Below are 23,983 nucleotides of genomic sequence, written 5' to 3' on the forward strand. Positions count from 1 at the left end.
TCAGTCCTCCAGTGCTGCGAGGCCGGGGAGCGTCTTGCCCTCGAGGTATTCGAGGGAGGCGCCGCCGCCGGTCGAGATGTGGCCGAATGCCTGCTCGTCGAAGCCCAGGGTACGGACCGCGGCGGCGGAGTCCCCGCCGCCGACCACGGTGAAGCCCGGGGAGTCGAGGAGGGCCTGGGCGACCGCCTTGGTGCCTTCGGCGTAGTCGGGGTGCTCGAAGACGCCCATGGGGCCGTTCCAGAAGACGGTGGCGGCGTCGGCGAGCTTCGAGGCGTAGAGCTTGCGGGTCTCCGGACCGATGTCCAGGCCCATCTTCCCGGCCGGCATGGCGTCCGCGGCGACGGTGTCGGGGTTGCCCGGCGCCTTGGCCTTCATGTCGGGGAACTCGCCGGCGACCAGGGTGTCGACCGGCAGCACCAGCTCGACGCCGCTCTTCTCGGCGCGCTCCAGGTACTCCTGGACGGCCGGGATCTGGTCCTCCTGGAGCAGGGACGAGCCGACCTCGTACCCCTTGGCCTTGAGGAAGGTGTACGCCATGCCGCCGCCGATGAGGATGCGGTCGGCCTTGCCGAGCAGCTGGTCGATGACGGCCAGCTTGTCGGAGACCTTGGCGCCGCCGAGGGCGACCACGTAGGGGCGCTTGACGTCGTCGGTGAGCTTCTTCAGCACGCCGACCTCGGTGGCGATGAGGTACCCGGCGTAGTGCGGCAGGCGGGCCGGGAGGTCGAAGACCGAGGCGTGCTTGCGGTGCACCGCGCCGAAGCCGTCGCCGACGTAGACGTCGGCGAGGGCGGCCAGCCGGTCGGCGAAGGCGCCGCGCTCGGCGTCGTCCTTGCTGGTCTCGCCCGCGTTGAAGCGCAGGTTCTCGACGACCGCGACCTGGCCGTCGGCGAGGCCTGCGACGGTCGAGGAGGCGGACTCGCCGACCGTGTCGGTGGCGAACGCGACGTCCGCGCCGAGGAGTTCACCGAGGCGCGCGGCGGCGGGGCCGAGCGAGAAGGCGGGGTCCGGGGCGCCCTTGGGGCGGCCCAGGTGCGAGGCGACGACCACCCGCGCGCCCGCGGCGGCGAGCGCCTTGACGGTGGGCAGTACGGCGCGGATGCGGCCGTCGTCGGTGATGGCGGTGCCGTCCAGCGGCACGTTGAGGTCGGCGCGGACGAAGACCCGCTTGCCCGCGACGCCTTCGGAGAGGAGTTCGTCGATCGTCTTCATAGGGGGCTCCCTGTCAGAGCAACGTGTTCAGCGACCTGTTCGCTCATGATCGCTCGTGATCGAAAGAGGGCGACCGTTCCGATACGTGCGTCAGGGCTCGGACGGCGCGTCGCCGCGCCGTCCGAGCCCTGCACTCATATCAGGCCGTCCGCTCCACGATCAGAGCTGGTTGCCGATGAAGACCGTCAGGTCGACGAGGCGGTTGCTGTAACCCCACTCGTTGTCGTACCAGCCGATGACCTTCACGTTCTTGCCCTCCTGGACCATGGTCAGGGAGGAGTCGAAGGTGCAGGACGCCGGGGCGTTGACGATGTCGGAGGAGACGATCGCGTCCTCCGTGTACTCCAGGTAGCCCTTCAGCTCGCCCTCGGCGGCCTTCTGGAAGGCGGCGTTGACCTCTTCCTTGGTGACCTCGCGGGAGAGCTCGACCACCAGGTCCGTGACGGAGCCGGTCGGGACCGGGACGCGCATGGCCATGCCGTCCAGCTTGCCCTTGAGCTGCGGCAGCACCAGGGCGGTGGCCTTCGCGGCACCGGTGGTCGTCGGGATGATGTTCTCGGCGGCGGCACGGGCGCGGCGCAGGTCCTTGTGCGGGAAGTCCAGGATGCGCTGGTCGTTCGTGTACGCGTGCACCGTCGTCATCAGACCCTTGACGATGCCGAAGTTCTCGTCGAGCACCTTCGCCATGGGCGCCACACAGTTGGTGGTGCAGGAGGCGTTGGAGATGACGTGGTGGTTCGCCGAGTCGTACTGCTCGTGGTTCACGCCCATGACGAGGGTGATGTCCTCGTTCTTCGCCGGGGCGGAGATGATGACCTTCTTGGCGCCGCCGGCGATGTGCTTCTCGGCGTCTTCCTTCTTGGTGAAGATGCCGGTCGACTCGATGACGATGTCGACGCCCAGCTCGCCCCACGGGATGTCGGCGGGGTTGCGCTCGGAGAGGACCTTGACCGTCTTGCCGCCGACGGTGATGGTGTCCTCGGTGTGCGAGACCTCCTGCTTGAGACGGCCCAGGACGGTGTCGTACTTCAGCAGGTGCGCGGTGGTCGCCGTGTCGCCCAGGTCGTTGACGGCCACGATCTCGATGTCGGCGCCCTGCTCCAGCAGTGCGCGGAAGTAGTTCCGACCGATGCGGCCAAACCCGTTGATGCCTACGCGGATCGTCACGAACCGATCTCCTCGTTGGTACGCCGGCTCTGACGCCGGCGAGCTGTATTTGGGATGTCCCCGACCACTGCCGACCCTACCTCTCCAGGGCCCCGGCCGTGACATCGAGTTGTCCCATACCCGGCAGTGCGGCCCGTACCCGCCAGTAGGGTACGGACCGCCCCAGGGCGACGGTCTTCAGTCACCCCTTTTCGCCGTCCGTGACCGGTTTCGCCGGCGCCGGTGTCACCCGCGGACGGCGGCCAGCGCCTTCCTCAGCAGAGCCGCCCGGTCGGCCGCCGAGGTGAGGTGCTCCAGGCCGAAGCCCAGCAGCACGGTGTCCTCCGTGGTGACCGCCGCGTACGTCCGGAACAGCTCCCCGGTGCGGGTCCAGTCCTTCAGCACGGCCGGGCTGCCCGGGGGCGGTCCGGAGGCCCGCCAGGCGCCCAGGGACTCCTCGAAGCCCTCGGTCTCGGTCACGGTCCCTCCCACGACCAGCGAGGCCTCGTCGGCGAGGACGCCCCGGCCGCCGCTGCCCGGGTCGGTGACGTAGGCGACCGACACCTCGGCCGTCCGGCCCGCGTAGGCGCTCAGGTCGAACTCCACCTGCTGCCAGCCGCCGGAGGACCCGGTGAGGCTGTTCCAGGCGCCGGTGGTGCCGGTGGCCGCGCAGCCGTCGCCGCCGAGGGTCAGGTAGTGCTCCAGCCAGGGGTGCCCGGCGAGGTAGAACCCGGCCGCGCACTCGGACGGCACGGTGGTGCGGGTGGCGCCGCCCGCCTCGGGCAGCGTCGTCCAGTCGTCGCCGCCGGCCGTGCGCGCCTCGACGATCACGTTGTCGTAGCCCGGCTCGGTGTCCCACAGCAGACGGGTGCGCAGCGTGGGCCGCTCGGCGGCGGTGACACCGGTGAGGTCGACGGTGCGGGTGAGGCGCTTGTAGCCGTCGTCGGTGTGCACGGCGGCCGCCATGAAGGAACCCGCGTAGGGCCCGTACGGGTTGACCGTGCCGGTGAACGACCCGGCGCCGGCGCTCGCGAACTGCGGGTACGTGGCGGGCGGCAGCTCGTCGGAGGTCAGGGCGTAGCTGCCGGGCCGGTCGAGCGGGTTCCCGGGCGCGTCGCCGAGCGGCCCGCCGGTGCCGGAGAGGCGTCCGGCGCCGGTGAACGCGGTGGCGCCGGAGGTGGCGGTGCGGGAGTAGGCGCCCAGGTAGTACTGGCTGAAGTCGTCGGACAGGACGCCGTCGCCGAGGTCGACGCTGCCACCGGCCTGCTCGCCCGCCTCGATCAGCCGGCCGCCCTCGTTGAGGTGGGCCCGCAGCTGGAGCTGGGTGGCGACGCCCGGGACGGCCGCCCCGGTGTGGTGGACGACGGTGCGGAAGTGGCTCAGCACGCCGAGCGCGTCCGGCGCGCCCTTCTCGGCCACGTCCCAGACGGCGGCGCTGCGGCCGTTCGCCCGGAGCGCGTCGAGGTAGGTCTTCGTGCCCGTGGCCTTCGCGCCCTCCTCGGACACGAGGAGGACGTCCGCGCGGGGCCGCTCGGCCACGGTGTAGGCGAAGGGCTTGCTCGACACCTTCTTGCCGCCGCGGGCCTTGCCGGTGAACCACACCTCGACCCGGTCGCCGGGCTCCCCGTGCCGGACCTTGGCGCGGTACTCGTCGAAGTAGAGGTCGTCCTCGCCGCCGTAGCGCTCGCCGCCCCGCCAGGGCCGGAGATCCGCGCTGTGGGTGCGGCCGCCGTTGACCCGGTACCGCAGCTCCTTGTCGCGCACCGCCTTGCGGGCCACGACGGAGACCTCCTGGTCCTCACCGCGCGCGTAGGACGTCGTGAAGGCCGCCGGGGTGAAGTCCGCGGCCTCCAGGCCGACCGCGGAGGACGGCCGGTCGGGGTGCGCGGCGCTCTCGGCGACGGAGAGCGCGAACGGGACGTTCTTGGCGAACTCCTGCTGGATCAGCTTCTCGTCGTCCGGGAAGGTGAAGATCGAACGGCAGTCGCCGGCCTCCCAGGCGTCGTCGGGGTCGTACGCGGAGGCGGTCTGACAGGTCGACATCTCCGGGGTGAACATCGCCATGCCGTTGACGTTGGCCGCGTGCCCGTCGGCCTCGCCGTTGGTGGTGTACAGCTCGGAGGAGAGCTGCGGGTGGTAGCCGGGGATCGCCGAGTTGTCCGGCGTGCCCGCGAGCGCCTTGTACAGCACGTCGTCGGGGGTCGGCGTGGCCACCTGCCAGCCGACCCCGTAGAGGAGCAGCTCGGCCGCGGAGTGGTAGTTGATGCCGTAGGTGAAGCCGATGCGCCTCTGGAAGGCGTCGATCGCCTTGGTCTCGGGCTCGGAGCCCGGGGAGGCGCCCCGGTAGGTCTGGCTGGAGGGGCTGGGCGAGGAGCCCTCGTCGTCGTAGCCCCACTTGTAGGGGAAGTTCCGGTTGAGGTCGACACCGTCGCCGGAGCCGATCTTCCCGTCGCCGTTGACGTCCCGCAGGTTCTTGCGCCACAGGCGGTTCGCGTCGTCGGCGAACGTGTAGTCGTATCCGTCGGGGTTGGCGGAGAGGACGAACCACAGCTCGGTGGTGTCGACGATCCGCTTGATCCGCCTGTCGGTCCGGTAGCGGTCCAGGTAGTGGTGCATCAGCCGGCGGGTCATCTCCGGCGTGATCCACTCACGGGCGTGCTGGTTGGCCATGTAGAGGACGGCCGGCCGGGAGCCGTCCTTGCTGGTGCGGGCGTGCTTGGTGAGCTTCAGGGCGAGGATGTCCTTGCCCTGGATCGTCTTCCCGATGGAGACGACCTTGGTGAGGGAGGGGTTGCGCTGCGCGGTGCGCAGGATCTCCTCCTTGAGGCCGCCCGTGCCGCTGTACGGCCGGAACACGCCCTCGGCGGCGTCCGCCACGCGCTTCTCGGCCCGGGCGGGAAGCGTGTGCTCGGTGAGGTCGACGCCCTGTTGCTCCAGCTTCCGGGCCTGGCCCTCGGTGAGGTACACCTCGACGGCGGCCGTGCCCCGCTCGGGCACCCGCTCGCCGAGTTCGTGACCGTCCTGCCCCGCCGCCAGCAGCAGGGGTACCTGCTGCCGTGTGACGTCGGCGCGGTAGACCTTGACCTCGCCGGGATCACCGGGCGAGGGCGGTGCGGGCTGTGCCTGGGCGACAGGTGCGAAGCCGGCTCCGCCGAGCAGGAGCGTGCCGACAGCGAGGATCGATCTCGCTCTTCGTCTCATGAGCCCCCCTGAAAGAGGTCCGCCACGGCGGCGAACAGATGCCAGGCTCATGACACAACATGATCGAGTCAAGGGCGCCGCCACGACACAAAAAACCGGCGCCGGTCACCCAAGTGGGCGGCGGCGCCGGTGTTCTGATCGGGTGTCGGTGGACGGTCGCCCGGCCGGGTCAGACGCCGATCTTGTCGTCCAGTTCCTCGCTGAGGTTGGCCTCCGTGCCCGGGATGCCGAGGTCCTGGGCGCGCTTGTCGGCCATGGCCAGCAGCCGGCGGATGCGTCCGGCCACCGCGTCCTTGGTGAGCGGCGGGTCGGCGAGCGCGCCCAGCTCCTCCAGGGAGGCCTGCTTGTGCTCCATGCGCAGCCGGCCGGCCGCGGCGAGGTGCTCGGGCACGTCGTCGCCGAGGATCTCCAGCGCGCGCTGCACCCGGGCGCCGGCCGCGACGGCGGCGCGGGCGGAACGGCGCAGGTTGGCGTCATCGAAGTTGGCCAGCCGGTTCGCCGTGGCGCGCACCTCCCGGCGCATCCGGCGTTCCTCCCAGGCCAGCACCGACTCGTGCGCGCCCAGCCGGGTGAGCAGCGCGCCGATCGCGTCGCCGTCCCGGACGACCACACGGTCCACGCCGCGCACCTCGCGCGCCTTGGCGGCGATGTGCAGCCGGCGGGCGGCGCCGACCAGGGCGAGCGCGGCCTCAGGACCCGGGCAGGTCACCTCGAGGGAGGAGGAGCGGCCGGGCTCGGTGAGGGAGCCGTGCGCGAGGAACGCGCCCCGCCAGGCGGCCTCGGCGTCGCAGGTGGCCCCCGAGACCACCTGCGGGGGCAGGCCGCGGATCGGACGGCCCCGGCCGTCCACCAGACCGGTCTGACGGGCGAGCTGGTCACCGCCCGCGACCACGCGCACCACGTAGCGCGAGCCGCGGCGCAGTCCGCCCGGCGCCATCACGATCAGTTCGGAGCTGTGGCCGAAGATCTCCAGGATGTCCCGCTTGAGCCGCCGGGCGGCCATGGCGGTGTCCAGCTCCGCCTCGATCACAATGCGCCCGCTGACCAGGTGGAGGCCGCCGGCGAACCGCAGAATGGCGGAGACCTCCGCCTTCCTGCAGCAGGTACGGGTGACGGGGAGCCGGCTGATCTCGTCCTTCACCGCTGCCGTCATCGCCATGGGCCGATCCTTCCATGCATCCGAAAAATACGGTCGTACGCGGCGGCCAACAGCTCCGGGTCGTGCCGGGGGCTTCCGTCGGGCCGGGCCACGGGGGCCAGCTCGACCGCGGCGCCGAACCGCTTGGCGGCATCGGTCAGCAAGTCGCGGTCGGGCACGGCGGCCTCGTCGGCCAGCACCACGTCCAGGGCGAGTTTAGGGGCGTGTCGCCCCAAAACCTCCAAATGACGCTGCGGGGAGAAGCCCTCGGTTTCTCCCGGCTGCGGGGCGAGGTTCAGCGAGAGTACCCGGCGCGCCTTCGTCTCGACGAGGGCGTCCAGCAGCTCCGGGACCAGCAGGTGCGGGATCACCGAGGAGAACCAGGAGCCGGGTCCCAGCACCACCCAGTCGGCGTCGAGCACCGCCGCGACCGCCTCGGGCACGGCCGGCGGGTCGTTCGGCACGAGGTGCACCGACTGCACCTCGCCGGGGGTGAGCGCCACGGTGGCCTGGCCGCGGACGGTGTCGATGTCGTCGGGGCGCTCCGGGTCGTGTCCCTTGACCAGCGCCTGGAGCTCCAGCGGCACGGCGGACATGGGCAGCACCCGGCCGTGCGCGCCGAGCAGCCGCCCCACCAGGTCCAGCGCCTTGACGTGGTCGCCCAGCTGCTCCCAGAGGGCGACGATCAGCAGATTGCCGACCGCGTGCTCGTGCAGGTCGCCCTTGGACTGGAAGCGGTGCTGGATGACGCGCGCCCAGGTCTGACCCCAGTCGTCGTCCCCGCACAGCGCGGCGAGCGCTTTGCGCAGGTCGCCGGGGGGCAGCACGCCCAGTTCGTCACGCAGACGGCCGCTGGAGCCGCCGTCGTCGGCGACGGTGACCACGGCCGTGAGGTCGCCGGTGATCCGGCGCAGGGCGGCGAGCGAGGCGGACAGGCCCATGCCGCCGCCGAGGGCGACGACCTTGGGCTGGGCACCCCTGCGGCGCGGGCGCGCGCCACGCGTCTCGGCCGGCCGGCCGGCGCGGCCCTCGGGGACCGCTCTGCGCAGCCGGCTCAGCCGCGGAGTACGTCGTGTCATTCCCGTCCCATGTCCCGGTGGACGACCACCGTCTCCACACCCTCCGCGGCGAGCCGGGCGGCGAGCTTCTCCGACATGGCGACCGAGCGGTGCTTGCCGCCCGTGCAGCCGACCGCGATGGTCACGTAGCGCTTGCCCTCACGGCGGTAGCCCGCGGCGACCAGGCGCAGCAGCTCGGCGTACCGGTCGAGGAACTCCTTGGCGCCGGGCTGGTTGAAGACGTACGACGCCACCTCCTCGTTGAGGCCGGTGTAGGGGCGCAGCTCCGGGATCCAGTGCGGGTTGGGCAGGAACCGCATGTCCACGACCAGGTCGGCGTCGACCGGCAGGCCGTACTTGAAGCCGAAGGACATCACGGTGGCCCGCAGCTCGGGTTCCTCCTCGCCGGCGAACTGCGCGTGCATCTTCGCGCGCAGCTCGTGCACGTTGAGCCCGGAGGTGTCGATCACCAGGTCGGCGTCGCCGCGCAGCTCGCGCAGCAGCTCCCGCTCGGCGGCGATGCCGTCGACGATCCGGCCGTCGCCCTGGAGCGGGTGCGGACGGCGCACCGACTCGAAGCGGCGCACCAGAGCCTCGTCGGAGGACTCCAGGAAGACCGTGCGACGGGTGACCCCGCGCGCGTCGAGGTCGGCGAGGGACTCGCGCAGGTTGTCGAAGAAGCGCCGGCCGCGGACGTCGACGACGACCGCGATCCGCGCCACGTTGCCCTGGGAGCGCGCGCCGAGCTCCACCATGGTGGGGATCAGCGCCGGCGGCAGGTTGTCGACGACGAACCAGCCGAGGTCCTCCAGACACTTCGCGGCCGTCGACCGGCCGGCCCCGGACATCCCGGAGATGATCACCAGCTCGGGGATGCCCACCTCGGGCACCCCGCCGTTGTCCTTGCCCGTCTTCACCTGTGCTCCGTTGTCCTGCCGGACGCCGGCGCGGGCCGTGGCCCCGCCTGCCTGCTGTGCCGCCCGGTCCCCGGGCCCTGTCTCGTGCTCGGTCATCGCTCCTGCCCCCGTCGTTCGTCCGGGGCGCCCGTGGACACGGGCTCCCCCGGAGAACCCGTCTGCTGCCCGGGTTCTTCCGTGTCATCCATGATCTCGCCCGTCGCCGTGTTCACGGCGGGGCCGCCGGGTGCGGCCTGGGCGAGAGCCGCGACGACCGTCTCGGCCGTCTTACGGCCTATGCCCGGAACGTCACAGATCTGATCGATTGTCGCCGACCGCAGCCGCTTCAACGAACCGAAGTGCTTGATCAGCGCCTGCTTCCGGGTCTCGCCGAGGCCGGGCACCTCGTCCAGAGGGCTGGAGCGGAAGCGCTTGGCGCGCTTGGCGCGCTGATAGGTGATCGCGAAGCGGTGCGCCTCGTCCCGGATGCGCTGCAGCAGGTACAGGCCCTCGCTCGTCCGGGGCAGCACCACCGGGTCGTCGTCCCCGGGCAGCCACACCTCCTCCAGCCGCTTGGCGAGACCGCACACCGCGATGTCGTCGATGCCCAGCTCGTCCAGCGCCCGCTGGGCCGCCGCGACCTGCGGCGCGCCGCCGTCCACCACGACGAGCTGCGGCGGGTACGCGAACCGCTTGGGGCGCCCGTCGTCCTCGGTGAGGGTGCTCGCGGGCGGCTCGGCGAGACCCTCGCCGTCCGTCCCCGCCTCCGGCACGGCGCCCGGCTCCGCCACGGCGCCCGGCTCCTCGCCGTCGGTCCACTCCCCCGTGCGCTCCTTCTCCGCCAGGTAGCGGCGGAAGCGGCGGGTGATCACCTCGTGCATGGACCGCACGTCGTCCTGGCCGGCGAAGCCCTTGATCTGGAAGCGCCGGTACTCGCTCTTGCGGGCCAGCCCGTCCTCGAAGACGACCATGGAGGCCACGACGTCGTCGCCCTGGAGGTGCGAGATGTCGTAGCACTCGATCCGCAGCGGTGCGCTGTCCAGGTCCAGGGCGTCGCTGATCTCCTCCAGCGCGCGCGAGCGCGTGGTGAGGTCGGAGGCGCGCTTGGTCTTGTGCAGCACGAGCGCCTGCTGCGCGTTGCGCTGGACCGTCTCCATCAGGGCCTTCTTGTCGCCGCGCTGCGGAACGCGCAGGGAGACGCTCGAACCGCGCCGCCCGGTGAGCCACTCCTGCACCGGCTCCACCGGGTCCGGCAGGGCGGGGACCAGCACCTCGCGCGGCACGGCGTCGCCGGTCTCCTCGCCGTAGAGCTGCTGCAGTGCGTGCTCCACCAGGGCGCCGGTGGTGATCTCCTCGACCTTGTCCGTGACCCAGCCGCGCTGGCCGCGCACGCGCCCGCCGCGCACGTGGAAGATCTGGACGGCGGCCTCCAGCTCGTCCTCGGCGACCGCGATCAGGTCCGCGTCGGTGGCGTCCGCCAGCACCACCGCGTTCTTCTCCATGGCCTTCTTCAGCGCGCCGATGTCGTCGCGCAGGCGCGCGGCCCGCTCGTACTCCATCTCCTCGGCCGCCTCCGCCATCTGCCGCTCCAGACGGCGCAGATAGGTGCCGGTGCGGCCGGCCATGAAGTCGCAGAACTCCTCGGCCAGCTCCCGGTGGTCCTCTGCGGAGATCCGCTCCACGCAGGGCGCCGAGCACTTGCCGATGTAACCGAGCAGGCAGGGGCGGCCGGTGCGGGCGGCGTTCTTGAACACGCCCGCCGAGCACGTGCGCACCGGGAAGACGCGCAGCATCAGGTCCACGGTGTCGCGGATCGCCCACGCGTGCGCGTACGGGCCGAAGTAGCGCACGCCCTTCTTCTTGTGACCGCGCATCACCTGCACGCGCGGGTACTCCTCGTTCATCGTCACCGCGAGGTACGGGTAGCTCTTGTCGTCGCGGTACTTGACGTTGAACCGGGGGTCGAACTCCTTGATCCAGGAGTACTCCAGCTGCAGTGCCTCGACCTCGGTCGAGACCACCGTCCACTCCACGGACGCGGCCGTGGTCACCATCGACCGGGTGCGCGGGTGCAGCCCGGCCAGGTCCTGGAAGTAGTTCGCCAGGCGCTGGCGCAGGCTCTTCGCCTTCCCGACGTAGATCACCCGGCGGTGCTCGTCGCGGAACCGGTAGACCCCCGGCGAGTCGGGGATCTCACCTGGTCTGGGGCGGTAGCTGGAGGGGTCGGCCATGCAACACACCCTACTGGCGGACACCGACAGCACGGCGGGGGCCGGGGACGGCGGAGGTGGGGGTCCGGGGTGGTCGCGGAGGGCGCGGGAGGCGGTCCCGTGCAGCCCGGGAGGCGGGTCCGTCGGGACTGATACGGGCCGGATGGGTTACGGCGGCCGGTAAGCGGGAAGGTGGGGGGTCCGTGCTTCGGGCGATCACCGGGGCCGGCGGACGGGCCGCAGCGGCGGTCCGCCCGGCGGTCCGCACCGGCATTCCGGCCGGTGGTCCGAGGCGGTCGTGACAGCGGGCACCCACGTGGCCGCGAGTCGGGAGGTCGTATGCGACAGACGCGGATCGAGAAAGCACGACGGCCGGCCCGGTACCGCCGGTACACGGACGAGACGGCCGCCTTCCCCGAGTCCCTCGACCCGCGCGACCCCGACATCGTGCGCGCGAAGCGCCTCCGGGCCGCCGACTCGCGGCTCCGCGGCCGGAACCGCACCGACGGGGCCTGATCCCCGGACGCGCCCACGTCGCGCCCCGGACGAAGAACCACGAAGACGACGAAGACCGCGCACAACCGCCAAGAACCACGAAGAAGAACATCCCGTACGCGTCCCAGGGGGCCGTACCGGCCGCACGGCCGGTACGGCCCCCTCGCGTGTGCCGCTCTTGCCGCCAGACGGTTGTCGGGACTTGGTCAACACGCTTCAATGCGGAGGAACTCGGGGCGCTGAACGACGGCGTACGCATGTGAAGACCGCGCCGTGCCGACGGGGGCGGGCCCCCGGGATGCCCCTGCGAACGGTCTGACCAGCCGTTGTGACCTTCACAGAAAGGCCCCTGCATGCCGCACGCCACACCGCACGCGGACGCCGCCACCGCAGAACTGGACTCGGTCCTGCGCGGCGGCCCGTTCCACGTCGCCCTGCGCGCCGCGATCGCCGCGCGGGGACTGCCGTTGCAGCGGGTGCAGCACCACCTGTCGCGCCACGGCGTGAGGGTGGGCGTCACCAGCCTGAGCTACTGGCAGCAGGGCGCCCGCCGCCCGCAGCGCCCGGAGTCGCTGCGCGCCGTACGGGCGCTGGAGGAGATCCTTCAGCTGCCGGAGGAGTCACTGATCCGTCTGCTCGCCGAGACGGACGACCGGGCCGGGGACCGCCGCTCCGCCGGCCGCTCCTACCGCTCCCTCGTCGAGGCCTCGGGCGTCCTGGACAAGCTGCTGGCCGAGTTCGGCACCCCGCGCGACGGCGGGCTGCACACCCTGGGCCACCACGAGCGGGTGCGCATCGGCGCCCGCCGGGAACTGGCGCAGCGCGAGTCCCACCACATCGTGCGCGCGCACCGCGACGGCGTCGACCGCTACGTCGCCGTCCACCACGGCGGCCCGGGCGCCGACCCGGAGCGCATGCACGTCCGCGCCCTGGAGAACTGCCGCATCGGCCGCGTACGCCGGCACCACGACACCGGCGTCCTCGCGGCCGAGCTGCTCTTCGACCTCGGGCTGCGCGCCGGCGACACCTTCCTCTTCCGGTACACCGTGGAGGACGGCACGGCCGGCGTCTGCCGCGAGTACGTGCGGGGCGCGGACTCCCCCGGCGGCCAGTACGCGCTCCAGGTCTGCTTCGACACCGCCGCACTCCCGGTGCGGTGCCACCGCTTCACCCAGCACTCCGCCGCTGCCCCGCGCGGAGGCCGCCAGGAACTGCCCCTCAGCGCGCGGCACCGCTCGGTGCACCTGGTGGAACCGCGCCTGCGGGCGGGCTACGTGGGGATCGCCTGGGACTGGGAGTGATCCGGCCGAAACCCCGGTGACCCGGCCGCGCGTCAGTCGCGGGGCCTGGCGACCAGGGTGCCGTTCCTCACCTCGACGGCCAGCGGCTTCAGGGGCGCCACGGCCGGCTCACGCAGCACCTTCCCCGTGGTGACGTCGAACTCGCTGCCGTGACACGGGCAGACCAGCCTGGTCCCGTCCAGCTTGTTGATGGGGCACCCCGCGTGCGTGCACACGGTGTTGTACGCGGTGAGGGAACCGTCCTCGCCCCGGCTGACGACCACGTTGTGGTCCCGGTAGAGCTTCGCGCCACCCGCGGCCACCTCGCTCTCCGGGCCCAGCTCGACGGGCCCGGCCAGCGGGGCCGACCTGTCGTCGCCGCCGCCCCCGCACGCGGTGAGTCCCAGCCCTACGACGGGTGTGAGGGCCGCGCCTCGCAGGACGGTCCGGCGGGTCGCGGCGGGTCGGGCGGACATGCGGGCTCCCACGGTTCGTACGCGGTGGACGACTGTTCACCGGGACGATACCGGGGGCGGTGGGGCGGATCGCGGGTGGGTGGGGGTGTGCGCCGGGACGCGAAGGAGGTCCGCGTGGACCGCTCGCGTGAGCGTGTGAGTAAACGCTCGCGCAAGCGCTGACGTAAGCGATTGCGCGAGGCGGAGCGCAAAGGCTTGCGTAAGCGCTCGCGTAAGCGTTCGCGCAAACGCTCGCGTAAACGCTTACGCAAGCGTTTACGACCGCCACTCCCATGCGATACGGTCCCCACCCGAGCCCGCTCAGAGGCCCCGCACGAAGGAGAACGGACGACGATGGCGACCATGGCGGATGTGGCGCGCAGCGCCGGAGTCTCCATCGCGACCGTCTCGCATGTGCTGAACGGCACCCGCCCGGTGCTGCCCCACACCCGCCAGGCCGTCCTGGACGCCGTGGAGAAGCTCGGTTACACCCCCAACACCCTGGCCCGCTCGCTGGTCACGGCCCGCACCCGGTCGATCGGGCTCGCGGTGTCGACGATCAGCAACCCGTACTTCACGGAGATCCTCCAGGGCGTGGAGGCGGCTGCCCTGGAACGCGGGTACAGCCTCCTCATCGCCGATCCGCACGACGACCCGGCGCACGAGCGCAAGGTCGTCCAGCTGCTCCACGAGCGCCGGGTGGAGGGCATGATCGTGGCGCCCTCGCCCGAGCCCGGCGACCTCCTGGCCTACCTGAGGCGGCACCAGGTGCCGGCCGTGTTCCTGGACCGGCTGGTCGGCCCGCCCGCCGGGGACGAGCCGCCCCTCTTCGACCAGGTCTGCGCCGAGAGCACCGAGCCGACCGCCGGCCTGGTCACCCATCTCGCCGGTCTGGGTCACCGCCGAATCGGTCTGGTGGCCGGATTGCCCGGGCTCAGCACGACCGCCGAGCGGATCACCGGTTACCGGCACGGGCTGGCGGCTGCGGGGCTGCCGTTCGACGAGCGGATCCTGGTGCACGGCGACTCGGAGGCCGCGGGGGGCGAGCGCGCCACGGCCGAGCTGCTGCGCCTCGGTTCGCGCCCCACCGCGCTGATCACCGCCAACAACGCCATGACCATCGGCGCGCTGCGCGCCCTGCACACCCACGGCCTGTCCGTGCCCGGGGACATCGCCCTGTGCTGCTTCGACGACTTCGCCTGGGCCGACCTCTTCTCGCCCCGCCTCACGGCCGTGTCCCAGCCGAGCCGCGACATCGGCGCGCGGGCCGTCCGGATGCTGCTGGACCGTCTCGCCGACCCGGACCGGCCGACCCGTACCGAACGCCTCCCGTGCACCTTCGTGCACCGCACCTCCTGCGGCTGCCGGGAAGAAAGGAACCCCTCGTGATCGTCGTAGCCGGTGAGGCACTGATCGACCTGGTACCGCAGGGGGCGGGTGCGCTCGCCGCGCTGACGCCCGCGCTCGGCGGCGGTCCCTTCAACACGGCGGTGGCCCTCGGCCGCCTCGGCTCCCCCACCGCGTTCTGCTCCCGGGTGTCACGGGACGCGTTCGGGGAGGCGCTGCTGGAGCGGCTGCGGGAGACCGGTGTGGACGTGGCGCCGGTGCAGCGGGGTGACGAGCCGACGACGCTCGCCGTCGCCACGCTCGGCGCCGACGGCTCGGCGGCCTACTCGTTCTACGTGGAGGGCACGGCGGACCGGCTGTTCGGCAAGCCCGAGGCGCTGCCCGCCGGCACCCGCGCGGTGTCCTTCGGGACCTGCTCCCTCGTGCTGGAGCCGGGTGCGAGCGCGTACGAGGCGCTGCTGCGCGAGGCGTCGGCGCGGGGCGTGTTCACGGCGCTCGACCCCAACATCCGGGCGGGGCTGATCGCGGACGCCGACGCCTACCGGGCCCGGTTCAGGAGCTGGCTGCCGTCGGTGTCGCTGCTGAAGCTGTCCGCGGAGGACGCCGAGTGGCTCGGCGGGTCGCCGCGGGAGTGGCTGGCGGCGGGTCCCGCGGCGGTCGTGGTCACCCGGGGCGGGGACGGGCTGACGGCGTACACCCGTGACGGCGCCGAGTACGCGGTGCCGGGTGAGCGTGTCGTGGTGGTGGACACCATCGGCGCGGGCGACACGGTGAACGCGGCCCTGCTGCACGGGCTGTCCGAGCGGGACGCGCTGAGCGACGAGGGCGTGGCGGCGCTCGGCGCCGAAGGCTGGGAGAGACTGCTGCGTTTCGCGGCGCGCGCGGCGGCGGTCACCTGCTCCCGCGCCGGTGCGGAGCCTCCGTACGCCCACGAGCTGGAGGCGTGGAGAACCGCCTGACGCACGTGTGCCGTGCCGCGGAGGCTGTCCTCCGCGGCACGGCACACGGGTGAGCGGGCGGGCCGGTCAGGCCTTGGTGCCGCGCGTCGTCTTCTTCGCGACGGTCTTCCCGGCCGTCTTCTTGGCGGTGGTCGTGACCGTCTTGGTGGTGGTCTTCTTCGCCGTCGACCGGGCGGCGACCGTCTTCTTCGCCGCCTTGCGCGGGGCGCGCATCTGCGGGGCGTCGCTGATCCGCTCCGCGCCCAGGATCTCCCGCAGGAACTTGCCGGTGTGGCTGGCCGGCACCCCGGCGACCTGCTCGGGCGTGCCCTCCGCGACGACGAGGCCGCCGCCGGCGCCGCCCTCGGGGCCCATGTCGACGACCCAGTCGGCCGTCTTGATGACATCGAGGTTGTGCTCGATGACGATCACGGTGTTGCCCTTGTCGACCAGGCCGGACAGGACCGTCAGCAGCTTGCTGATGTCCTCGAAGTGCAGACCGGTCGTCGGCTCGTCGAGGACGTACACCGTGCGGCCGGTGGAGCGCTTCTGCAGCTCGCTGGCGAGCTTGACGCGCTGTGCCTCGCCGCCGGACAGGGTGGTCGCGGACTGGCCGAGCCGGACGTAGCCGAGGCCGACGTCGTTGAGCGTCCGCAGGTGGCGGGAGATCGCCGGGACCGCCTCGAAGAAGTGCATGGCCTCTTCGATCGGCATGTTCAGCACGTCGGCGATGGACTTGCCCTTGTAGTGGACCTCCAGCGTCTCCCGGTTGTAGCGGGCGCCGTGGCAGACCTCGCAGGGGACGTAGACGTCCGGCAGGAAGTTCATCTCGATCTTGATGGTGCCGTCGCCCGAGCAGTTCTCGCAGCGGCCGCCCTTGACGTTGAAGGAGAAGCGGCCCGGCATGTAGCCGCGGACCTTCGCCTCCGTCGTCTCCGCGAACAGCTTGCGGATGTGGTCGAAGACGCCCGTGTACGTCGCCGGGTTGGACCGGGGGGTGCGGCCGATGGGCGACTGGTCGACGTGGACGACCTTGTCGACGAGGTCGTCGCCCTCGACGCGCGTGTGCCGGCCGGGCACGCTGCGCGCGCCGTTCAGCTCGCGGGCGAGGTGCGTGTACAGGATGTCGTTGACCAGCGTGGACTTGCCGGAGCCGGACACGCCGGTGACCGCGGTGAACACGCCCAGCGGGAAGGACACGTCGATGTCCCGCAGGTTGTTCTCCCGGGCGCCGCGCACCGTGATGCGGCGCGACGGGTCGTGCGGGCGCCGGATGTCGGGCAGCGGGATCGCCTTCTTGCCCGACAGGTACTGGCCGGTCTGCGACTCGGCGTTGGCGAGCAGCTCCTTGAGGGAGCCGCTGTGCACGACCTTGCCGCCGTGCTCGCCGGCGCCGGGGCCGATGTCGACGATCCAGTCGGCGACCTTGATGGTGTCCTCGTCGTGCTCCACGACGATGAGCGTGTTGCCCATGTCGCGCAGCCGGACCAGGGTCTCGATCAGCCGGTGGTTGTCACGCTGGTGCAGACCGATGGACGGCTCGTCGAGCACGTAGAGCACGCCGACGAGGCCGCTGCCGATCTGGGTGGCCAGACGGATGCGCTGGGCCTCGCCGCCAGAGAGGGTGCCCGCTGCGCGGTTCAGCGAGAGGTAGTCCAGGCCGACGTCGACCAGGAAGCGCAGCCGCTCGTTGACCTCCTTGAGGACGCGCTCGGCGATCTTCTTGTCACGGGCGGTCAGCTTCAGCTCGCCCAGGAAGTCCGCGCAGTCGCTGATGGACATCGCGGAGACCTCGGCGATGGACTTGCCCATGACCGTGACGGCGAGGACGACCGGCTTGAGGCGCGTGCCCTCGCAGGAGGGGCAGGGCACCTCGCGCATGTAGCCCTCGAAGCGCTCGCGGCTGGCGTCGCTCTCGGCCTCGCTGTGCCGCCGCTTGACGAACGGCACCGCGCCCTCGAAGGCCGTGGTGTAGCGCCGCTCGCGCCCGTAGCGGTTGCGGTAGCGGACCTCGACCTGGGTCTTGTGGCCGTGCAGCAGGGCCTTCTTGGCGCGCTGCGGCAGGCCGGCCCACGGGATGTCCGTGCGGAAGCCCAGCGCGTCCGCGAGGGCGCCGATCAGGCGGTCGAAGTAGTCCTTGGTGTGGCCGTGGGACCACGGGTGGATGGCACCCTCGTCGAGGCTCTTGTCCGGGTCGGGGACGATCAGCTCGGGGTCGACCTCCATGCGCGTGCCGATGCCGGTGCACTCGGGGCAGGCGCCGAAGGGCGAGTTGAAGGAGAACGAGCGGGGCTCCAGCTCCTCGAACGACAGGTCGTCGTACGGGCAGTAGAGGTGCTCGGAGTACATGCGCTCGCGTTCGGGGTCGTCCTCGGGGAGGTCGACGAAGTCGAGCACGACCATGCCGCCGGACAGCCCGAGGGCGGTCTCCACGGAGTCGGTGAGACGGCGCTTGGCGCCGTCCTTGACGGTGAGGCGGTCCACGACCACCTCGATGGTGTGCTTCTCCTGCTTCTTCAGCGTGGGCGGGCTGGACAGCTGGACGGTCTCGCCGTCCACCCGCGCGCGGGAGTAGCCCTTGGTCTGGAGGTCGGAGAAGAGGTCGACGAACTCGCCCTTGCGCTCGCGCACCAGCGGGGAGAGCACCTGGAAGCGGCTGCCCTCCGGCAGCTCCAGGACCTTGTCGACGATGGCCTGCGGCGACTGGCGGGAGATCGGGCGGCCACACTCGGGACAGTGCGGCTTGCCGATGCGCGCGAAGAGCAGACGCAGGTAGTCGTAGACCTCGGTGATGGTGCCGACCGTGGAGCGCGGGTTGCGCGAGGTGGACTTCTGGTCGATGGAGACCGCCGGGGACAGGCCCTCGATGAAGTCGACGTCCGGCTTGTCCATCTGGCCGAGGAACTGCCGGGCGTAGGAGGAGAGCGACTCGACGTAGCGCCGCTGCCCCTCGGCGAAGATGGTGTCGAAGGCCAGCGAGGACTTGCCCGACCCCGACAGGCCCGTGAACACGATGAGCGAGTCGCGCGGGAGGTCGAGCGAGACGTTCTTGAGGTTGTGCTCGCGCGCTCCACGGACGATGAGACGGTCGGCCACGCCGGTCCGCACCTTTCTTGAGGGAAGTGACAGGGGCGGGGCCCCCGTCCTTTTCAGACTAGGGGGAGCCACTGACAACGCCGGTTCGGATTCACGGATAGTCAACAAACCCCGGCTCTCCAGCATGCCCGACGCCGCGTCCGACCTTATAGCACGTGCATTCGATTTTGCCGACCGGTTCACCTCCTTCACCCGAAGGTGTGACGCGGCTAGGGTCGGCGGCATGATTGATCACGCTGATGACCTGGCGTCTGTACACGCCGCTACCGAGCGGCTGCTCCACGCGGTCGGCGCACTGGACAACGCGGCTGTGACCCAGTCGTCACGCCTGCCCGGCTGGACCCGCGGTCATGTGCTGACCCACCTGGCCCGCAACGCTGACGCCCTGGTGAACGTCTTCGAGGGCCGCCCCATGTACGCCTCCGCCGAGGCCCGGGACGCCGACATCGAGGCGGGCGCCGCGCGCCCCCTGGACGAGCAGATCGCGGACGTGCGGGAGAGCGCGGAGCGCTTCCGCGCGGCGGCCGCGGTCCCGGCGGACTGGTCCCGCACCGTCGAACTGCGCAACGGCGTCACCGACCGCGCCGAGCGGGTGCCGTTCCGGCGCTGGATCGAGGTGGAGCTGCACCACGTCGACCTGGGGATCGGCTACGAGCTGGAGGACCTGCCGGCCGGCTTCACCGACCGGGAGATCGCGTTCCTCGCCGCGCGTTTCAGCGGCCACCCCGAGGTGCCCGCCACCACCCTGTCGGCCGCCGACGGCCGCACCTGGACGACCGGCGGCGGGGCGGACGGCGGCCCGGTCAGGGTCGAGGGGACGCCCGCCGGTCTGCTCGGCTGGCTCGCCGGACGCCGGGACGGCGGCGCCCTGACGGTGAAGGGCGGGGACCTCCCGAAGCTCCCGCCCCTGTGAGCACTGTCCGGCGCCGGATCCGGCGCTAGGCTGACGCTCATGACGTACAGCGGGCGGGTGTCGGTCGGCGGGGCGGCCGACGTGCACGAACTCAAGGACCTGATGATCACCAAGGTCGCGGTCGGCCCCATGGAGAACAACGCGTACCTGCTGCGCTGCCGGGCCACCGACGAGCAACTGCTGATCGACGCGGCGAACGACGCCGGCACGCTGCTGGGCATGATCGGTGACGACGGCATCGCGTCCGTCGTCACCACCCACCGGCACGCCGACCACTGGCAGGCGCTCGCGGAGGTCGTGGCCGCCACCGGCGCCCGCACCTACGCGGGCCGGTACGACGCCGAGGGCATCCCGGTGCCGACCGACACACCGGTCGACGACGGCGACGTCATCCGGGTCGGCCAGGTCGAGCTCACCGCCCGCCACCTCGTCGGCCACACCCCCGGCTCGATCGCCCTCGTCTACGACGACCCCCACGGGCATCCCCATGTGTTCACCGGGGACTGTCTGTTCCCAGGGGGTCCTGGTCGGACAACACGGCCGGAGGAGTTCAACTCCTTGATGGACGGCCTGGAGACCAAGGTGTTCGACGCCCTGCCCGACGAGACGTGGGTCTACCCCGGCCACGGCAATGACACCACCCTCGGCACTGAGCGGCCCCACCTCGCGGAGTGGCGCCGACGGGGCTGGTAACCGTGCGATGACCCCGGAGACACGCTCGGGGAGCCACGATTGCAGCGGGGCTCGGGACAGAAGGACTGGCTCCCCCGGAGGGGATCTCGGGCCGTGGTGTCACGATGCCGGGCGGTTGGGGGCCGTCATGCCTGGGCGGCCTCGACCTGCCGGTTCAAGGGACTGATCACGGCCGTTTGCTGCTGCTGACGACCCGGATGGTCAGTCCGGCGATCCTGCGCAGTGCGGACAGGTCGGGCGCGGTCCCGTCGAGGTGCTCGATGGTGAGCTCGGTGAGCGAGGGGAAGACCCGCGCGAGATCTTCGGTGGAGCCGCATCTGCGCACCCTCCTCAGGGTCAGATGGCGTATCCCCCGCAGAGTTTTGCGTTCCACGGGCTTGTCCGTGACGAGCAGCGGTTCGTCGAACTCCGGCAGGCCGAACGGGACCGGGAGCCTCAGCGAGTCGATGGCCAGGTCGAGGCTGTTCAGAGCCGGGGCGCGCGAGGCCGCCAGGAGCACCGAGAGGGCGTCGCAGTCGTCCTGCACGACGAGCTCGCGCAGGGCGGGCCATTCCGACAGGTCGTTGATCACGGTGGTCTTCTGGCTCGCCACCGTGAGCCTCTCGACCGTCGGGTGCCCGGAGGGCAGGGGGATGTTGCTGTCGAGGAGGGGGCCCGTCACCGACAGGGAGGTCAGCTGGTCGAGTCGCCGCAGATGGGCCAGCTCGGACTTCTCGATCTCGAAGAGCTCCAGGTCGAGCGAGTCGAGCGGCAGTCCCTCGAGTGCGGACAGCTTCCTGACCCGCGGGCAGCCCGACAGCGACAGGGAGGACAGCCCGGACAGCTTGCGGACGAAGGAGAGATCGTGCAGCAGGGAGTTGCCCAACACCTTGAGCTGCCGAATGCCGCTGTGCGGCAGAATCCTCGCGAGTTCGGCACTGCCGGCGTGCAGATCGAGGGCCACCAGGCCGGTGGGACCGCAGTGCCGCAACGCCGTCGCCATGGCGGTGGTGACCACGGTCACCATCTCGTTCTCCAGCGACATGTGCGCGAGGACCTCACGAGCGTAGTCCTCCTCCGGGTAGCGCGGCCACGCGTTGATCAGCAGGCGACGGACGGCGGGTGAGGGGTGCCGGGCGAACCGGCGCAGCAGTGGCAGAGAGGCCGCACCGCCGATGTCGCGGGCCAGCTGGACGACAGCCATGGCCTCGGTGTCGTCCAATTCCTCCGGGCCGGGCGCCAGATCGAGGACGTAGGAGCCGAGGGAGGCGAGCTTGGCGGCCGCGGTGGCGTCGGAGGGCGGGAGCAGTGAACGGATACGGTGCGCGATCCGCTCCCGCACCTCCTCCTCCAGCACCACCGCGCTCAGCGCGCACCGGGCCGCCAGCACATGGATGTCGCCCCGCTTCCGCGGGTCCACGGCGGTGTCGCCCCTGTCGATCAGCCCCTCGATGAGCCTGCGGATCTCGCCGCGGTTGCAGTGGCCCACGGCCAGCAGGGTGATGTCCTGCCATTCCTCCTTGTCCGCGTTCCGCAGCAGCTCGCCCAGGCCGTCGCTCTCCTGGATCTCCTTCGCCGCCAGATAGTCCTGAAACGTGCGGTGGATGAACTGCACGGCGCTCTCGCTGCGTTCTTGGAGCAGCCCGCTGCGGTTGAGCAGATGAGTCAGTACGGCCTCCGGGGAGCCCTGCTTGCGTACCCGCGGCATGCCGCGCATGGCGAGTTCGATCTGGTGCAGTGCCTGGGCGGGGCTGAACTCGGCGTATCCGCCTCGGGCCAGCCAGGCCGCGATCCGCTGGAGCAGTTGCTGGTGCTCCTCGACCCCAAGGACGATGCCCTCCGGTGCGCCGACCCTGCGCAGCGTGTCGCGGCTGCCCAGCAGCATGGTGAGCGAGGCGTTGTAGAGCGACCAGCGGGTCTCCGGCAGGAAGCCCCTCCGGCGCCGGTGCAGCGCGCAGACGACGGCTGCCAGCAGGGGGCTGCGGGAGAGGTGGAGCAGGGTCGGATTCTGGGCTAGCTCCTGTTCCAGACCGCGTTCCAGGTCGCGAAGGTTCTGGTCCTCCGTGGCGGCCCGGTGGGTGTCGCGGAAACCGGCGCACTCGAGGCGGGCGGCGGCATGCCAGGCACGGGAGAAGGCCAGGACGTCCTCGTCGCGCATGGGCAGCAGCCGCAGTTCCTCGAAGTTCTCGGCGCTGAGCCAGTCGGCGGCCACCGCGAGAGGGCGCACGGTGACCAGGCAGCGGTTGTGCGGGTACATCACCAGCAGGTCGGTCAGGCGGCGCCGGGCCTCCTCCCGGTCGGCCGGCGGAACCTCGTCCATGCCGTCGACGAGGAGAAGGGCCCGGCCCGCCTCCAGGACGCGACGGGCCCACCCTTCGGGGACCCCGTCGATCTGCAGCTCCGCGACCGTGGCGAGCTCATGGGGCTTGGGGAAGGCCATGCCCCGGGCCGGCAGGCTGCGCATGGGGACGACGAAGGGCACCAGGTGGTTCAGTTCGGCGAGCTCGTGACCGAGCGCACCGCAGGCGGCGTGCGAAGCGAGCCACCACACCAAGGTGGTCTTGCCGGCGCCGGCCTCGCCGCGCAGCACGGTCCGCGGGCGATCGGCGAGGAGTTCGTTGATCCGGCGCGGCGCGGCGACCGATCGGTTCACGGCGGCGTTCTCGCGTGCCCCCGGCGCGGAGATCGCCTCCAGGCTCAGATACGCCGTGTCGAGGTCCCAGTTGGTCTCCGTGGTGCCCAGTTCGTCGATGCCGAAGATCTCGATCTTGCGGTAGCGGGCGCGCAGGGCGTGTGCGTAATGACGTTCGAATTGCTCGTCGCGGCTGTGGTCGCCGGGTGTCACCGACTCCACGACCGGCGGGATGTGGCCCGGTTCGGCTCCCGCCACATGGTGAGGGAAGCCCGCTGCCCGGAGCACCTGCTCCACCGGGACCGCCTCGACGCGTCGGTGGCCGCGTCCCCGCGGTATCTGGGTGACCACTCCGATCAGCACCGCGCCGGCGAACACGGGCGCACCGGACAGCCCGGCCAGGGGTGACTCGCCGGGCGCGGGGTCGGCCACCGGCGCCCGGTCGAACTCGACGACGAGTGTGGATCTGATCCGTCCCGCCATGGGCAGCACGGTGCCCGTGAGCTGGTCGTACTCGAGATGACCTGTGGGGCCGAACCGCTGCACGGCGGGAAAGCCGACGACCTGGCAGCCCGGCAGCGGGTCGGGCGCGCCGAGGGCGCCCCAACGCAGCCTGGGCAGCTCCCACCGCTCGGGGTCCACCAGTTCCTCACCGGTCAGCAGCAGGGCCACGTCGCTGTCGTCGTCCCGCCACACGGTGCGCGCGGGCAAGGGCTGTTCGCTCTGCGGATGGACGGCGCGGATCCACTCCTGGCCCCACAGCACATGCGCACTGGTCAGGACGAGCCGGGGCGTCAGCATGACGCCGGTGCCCTGCGAGCCGGCCAGGATCGCGACGATCCGGTCAACCGCCGACCGCAGCATCACGGCGCGGAACGGGTGCCACGGCCGAAGGTGTCGGCGCTGCCCTCTGTCTCGTTGCGGATCTTCAGCGGTGCGCCGCTGCGGGCGTCCTGCGCCCGCAGGGTGAAGGAGACTTTGTGGGTACGAGTGTTGCCGTACGCAGCGTCCGCAGCCGCGTCGACGACCCAGGCCCGGACCTTCGACCCGGCCTTGGCCTCCTTGCGGATCTCGACGGTGAACTCCATCTGGATGTCCCCCACTTCGAAGACAACGTCCTGCCCCGTGGAGCGTCGTGCCGCGGTCAGCAGCTCGTCGCGGATGCTCTGCACGGCGTCCGCGAGCTCGATGTGGGGGTCGTCGTTCGAAGTGCCCATGAAGTTTCCCTCCCGTAACGCGTCAAGGGGCCGGTCCCCGAAGGTACCGGCCCCACGGGGGACGCGTCCGCCGTGTT

At 71.6% G+C, this 23,983-nt stretch carries 17 protein-coding genes; 6 read left to right on the forward strand and 11 right to left on the reverse strand.

The features are described 5' to 3' along the window. The 7 genes from ACP7TJ_RS07435 to uvrC form a co-directional block, all read right to left on the reverse strand. Positions 1 to 1,212, reverse strand: a complete 1,212-nt coding sequence (locus ACP7TJ_RS07435) for a phosphoglycerate kinase (RefSeq protein ID WP_093766742.1) — start codon at positions 1,210 to 1,212, stop codon at positions 1 to 3. A gap of 159 nt (positions 1,213 to 1,371) precedes the next feature. Further along, positions 1,372 to 2,379: a type I glyceraldehyde-3-phosphate dehydrogenase gene (gene gap / locus ACP7TJ_RS07440; RefSeq protein WP_093766741.1), complete on the reverse strand. Its 1,008-nt coding sequence runs from the start codon at positions 2,377 to 2,379 to the stop codon at positions 1,372 to 1,374. Positions 2,380 to 2,604: 225 nt separating this feature from the next. Further along, on the reverse strand, positions 2,605 to 5,559 hold the full coding sequence (locus ACP7TJ_RS07445) for a M14 family zinc carboxypeptidase (protein ID WP_427762540.1): 2,955 nt from the start codon (positions 5,557 to 5,559) through the stop codon (positions 2,605 to 2,607). A gap of 169 nt (positions 5,560 to 5,728) precedes the next feature. Next, positions 5,729 to 6,718 carry a DNA-binding protein WhiA gene (gene whiA / locus ACP7TJ_RS07450; protein ID WP_006135276.1) on the reverse strand — a complete coding sequence of 330 codons (990 nt, stop codon included), beginning with the start codon at positions 6,716 to 6,718 and terminating at the stop codon, positions 5,729 to 5,731. Then, on the reverse strand, positions 6,709 to 7,776 hold the full coding sequence (locus tag ACP7TJ_RS07455) for a gluconeogenesis factor YvcK family protein (RefSeq protein ID WP_093766739.1): 1,068 nt from the start codon (positions 7,774 to 7,776) through the stop codon (positions 6,709 to 6,711). The genes whiA and ACP7TJ_RS07455 overlap by 10 nt, the downstream gene beginning before the upstream one ends. Further along, positions 7,773 to 8,768, reverse strand: a complete 996-nt coding sequence (gene rapZ, locus ACP7TJ_RS07460; protein ID WP_093766738.1) for an RNase adapter RapZ — start codon at positions 8,766 to 8,768, stop codon at positions 7,773 to 7,775. Before rapZ ends, ACP7TJ_RS07455 begins: the two co-directional genes overlap by 4 nt. Beyond that, positions 8,765 to 10,882, reverse strand: coding sequence for an excinuclease ABC subunit UvrC (gene uvrC, locus ACP7TJ_RS07465; RefSeq protein ID WP_403449261.1), 2,118 nt, complete (start codon positions 10,880 to 10,882; stop codon positions 8,765 to 8,767). The genes rapZ and uvrC overlap by 4 nt, the downstream gene beginning before the upstream one ends. A gap of 318 nt (positions 10,883 to 11,200) precedes the next feature. Here uvrC and ACP7TJ_RS07470 point away from each other — a divergent pair, with 318 nt between their 5' ends. Then, positions 11,201 to 11,377, forward strand: a complete 177-nt coding sequence (locus tag ACP7TJ_RS07470; protein WP_167742732.1) for a hypothetical protein — start codon at positions 11,201 to 11,203, stop codon at positions 11,375 to 11,377. 332 nt (positions 11,378 to 11,709) lie between these two features. After that, complete coding sequence (locus ACP7TJ_RS07475) at positions 11,710 to 12,657, forward strand: hypothetical protein (RefSeq protein ID WP_167742733.1); 948 nt, start codon at positions 11,710 to 11,712, stop codon at positions 12,655 to 12,657. A 32-nt stretch (positions 12,658 to 12,689) separates the two neighbouring features. On the opposite strand, the gene ACP7TJ_RS07480 is transcribed toward ACP7TJ_RS07475, so the two are convergent. Further along, complete coding sequence (locus tag ACP7TJ_RS07480; protein WP_093766735.1) at positions 12,690 to 13,112, reverse strand: Rieske (2Fe-2S) protein; 423 nt, start codon at positions 13,110 to 13,112, stop codon at positions 12,690 to 12,692. Positions 13,113 to 13,445: 333 nt separating this feature from the next. Between ACP7TJ_RS07480 and ACP7TJ_RS07485 the strand changes: the two genes are divergently transcribed. After that, positions 13,446 to 14,480, forward strand: a complete 1,035-nt coding sequence (locus ACP7TJ_RS07485; protein ID WP_189912760.1) for a LacI family DNA-binding transcriptional regulator — start codon at positions 13,446 to 13,448, stop codon at positions 14,478 to 14,480. Beyond that, complete coding sequence (locus tag ACP7TJ_RS07490; protein ID WP_167742735.1) at positions 14,477 to 15,397, forward strand: carbohydrate kinase family protein; 921 nt, start codon at positions 14,477 to 14,479, stop codon at positions 15,395 to 15,397. Before ACP7TJ_RS07485 ends, ACP7TJ_RS07490 begins: the two co-directional genes overlap by 4 nt. A 66-nt stretch (positions 15,398 to 15,463) precedes the next feature. Here ACP7TJ_RS07490 and uvrA read toward each other — a convergent pair whose 3' ends face one another. After that, the gene (gene uvrA / locus ACP7TJ_RS07495) at positions 15,464 to 18,472 is read right to left on the reverse strand and encodes an excinuclease ABC subunit UvrA (protein ID WP_427762544.1); all 3,009 of its coding nucleotides are present in this window, start codon (positions 18,470 to 18,472) and stop codon (positions 15,464 to 15,466) included. A gap of 223 nt (positions 18,473 to 18,695) precedes the next feature. On the opposite strand from uvrA, the gene ACP7TJ_RS07500 reads away from it, so the two are divergent. Together ACP7TJ_RS07500 and ACP7TJ_RS07505 are read left to right on the forward strand one after the other, a co-directional pair. Then, positions 18,696 to 19,385, forward strand: a complete 690-nt coding sequence (locus ACP7TJ_RS07500; protein ID WP_167742737.1) for a maleylpyruvate isomerase family mycothiol-dependent enzyme — start codon at positions 18,696 to 18,698, stop codon at positions 19,383 to 19,385. A 39-nt stretch (positions 19,386 to 19,424) separates the two neighbouring features. Next, positions 19,425 to 20,078 (forward strand): MBL fold metallo-hydrolase, encoded by a 654-nt coding sequence (locus ACP7TJ_RS07505; RefSeq protein WP_093766731.1) that lies wholly within the window; start codon positions 19,425 to 19,427, stop codon positions 20,076 to 20,078. A 166-nt stretch (positions 20,079 to 20,244) separates the two neighbouring features. Here the strand turns inward: ACP7TJ_RS07505 and ACP7TJ_RS07510 are convergent, their stop codons facing one another. Both ACP7TJ_RS07510 and ACP7TJ_RS07515 read right to left on the reverse strand, forming a co-directional pair. Continuing rightward, a complete protein-coding gene (locus tag ACP7TJ_RS07510; protein ID WP_427762547.1) occupies positions 20,245 to 23,553 on the reverse strand; it encodes an NACHT domain-containing protein in 3,309 nt (1,102 codons plus the stop codon). Further along, positions 23,553 to 23,906 (reverse strand): trypco2 family protein, encoded by a 354-nt coding sequence (locus tag ACP7TJ_RS07515; protein ID WP_427762549.1) that lies wholly within the window; start codon positions 23,904 to 23,906, stop codon positions 23,553 to 23,555. The genes ACP7TJ_RS07510 and ACP7TJ_RS07515 overlap by 1 nt, the downstream gene beginning before the upstream one ends. Positions 23,907 to 23,983 lie beyond the last annotated feature (77 nt).

Origin of the sequence: Streptomyces sp. DSM 41931, assembly GCF_050271085.1 — a bacterium.
Lineage (GTDB): Bacteria > Actinomycetota > Actinomycetes > Streptomycetales > Streptomycetaceae > Streptomyces > Streptomyces albogriseolus.

Excerpts from the sequence above, each read along its gene's own strand:
- ACP7TJ_RS07435 (WP_093766742.1), bottom strand. The coding sequence starts at position 1,212 with ATGAAGACGATCGACGAACTCCTCTCCGAAGGCGTCGCGGGCAAGCGG.
- ACP7TJ_RS07445 (WP_427762540.1), bottom strand. The coding sequence starts at position 5,559 with ATGAGACGAAGAGCGAGATCGATCCTCGCTGTCGGCACGCTCCTGCTC.
- whiA (WP_006135276.1), bottom strand. The coding sequence starts at position 6,718 with ATGGCGATGACGGCAGCGGTGAAGGACGAGATCAGCCGGCTCCCCGTC.
- ACP7TJ_RS07455 (WP_093766739.1), bottom strand. The coding sequence starts at position 7,776 with ATGACACGACGTACTCCGCGGCTGAGCCGGCTGCGCAGAGCGGTCCCC.
- rapZ (WP_093766738.1), bottom strand. The coding sequence starts at position 8,768 with ATGACCGAGCACGAGACAGGGCCCGGGGACCGGGCGGCACAGCAGGCA.
- uvrC (WP_403449261.1), bottom strand. The coding sequence starts at position 10,882 with ATGGCCGACCCCTCCAGCTACCGCCCCAGACCAGGTGAGATCCCCGAC.
- ACP7TJ_RS07470 (WP_167742732.1), top strand. The coding sequence starts at position 11,201 with ATGCGACAGACGCGGATCGAGAAAGCACGACGGCCGGCCCGGTACCGC.
- ACP7TJ_RS07475 (WP_167742733.1), top strand. The coding sequence starts at position 11,710 with ATGCCGCACGCCACACCGCACGCGGACGCCGCCACCGCAGAACTGGAC.
- ACP7TJ_RS07480 (WP_093766735.1), bottom strand. The coding sequence starts at position 13,112 with ATGTCCGCCCGACCCGCCGCGACCCGCCGGACCGTCCTGCGAGGCGCG.
- ACP7TJ_RS07485 (WP_189912760.1), top strand. The coding sequence starts at position 13,446 with ATGGCGACCATGGCGGATGTGGCGCGCAGCGCCGGAGTCTCCATCGCG.
- ACP7TJ_RS07500 (WP_167742737.1), top strand. The coding sequence starts at position 18,696 with ATGATTGATCACGCTGATGACCTGGCGTCTGTACACGCCGCTACCGAG.
- ACP7TJ_RS07505 (WP_093766731.1), top strand. The coding sequence starts at position 19,425 with ATGACGTACAGCGGGCGGGTGTCGGTCGGCGGGGCGGCCGACGTGCAC.
- ACP7TJ_RS07510 (WP_427762547.1), bottom strand. The coding sequence starts at position 23,553 with ATGCTGCGGTCGGCGGTTGACCGGATCGTCGCGATCCTGGCCGGCTCG.
- ACP7TJ_RS07515 (WP_427762549.1), bottom strand. The coding sequence starts at position 23,906 with ATGGGCACTTCGAACGACGACCCCCACATCGAGCTCGCGGACGCCGTG.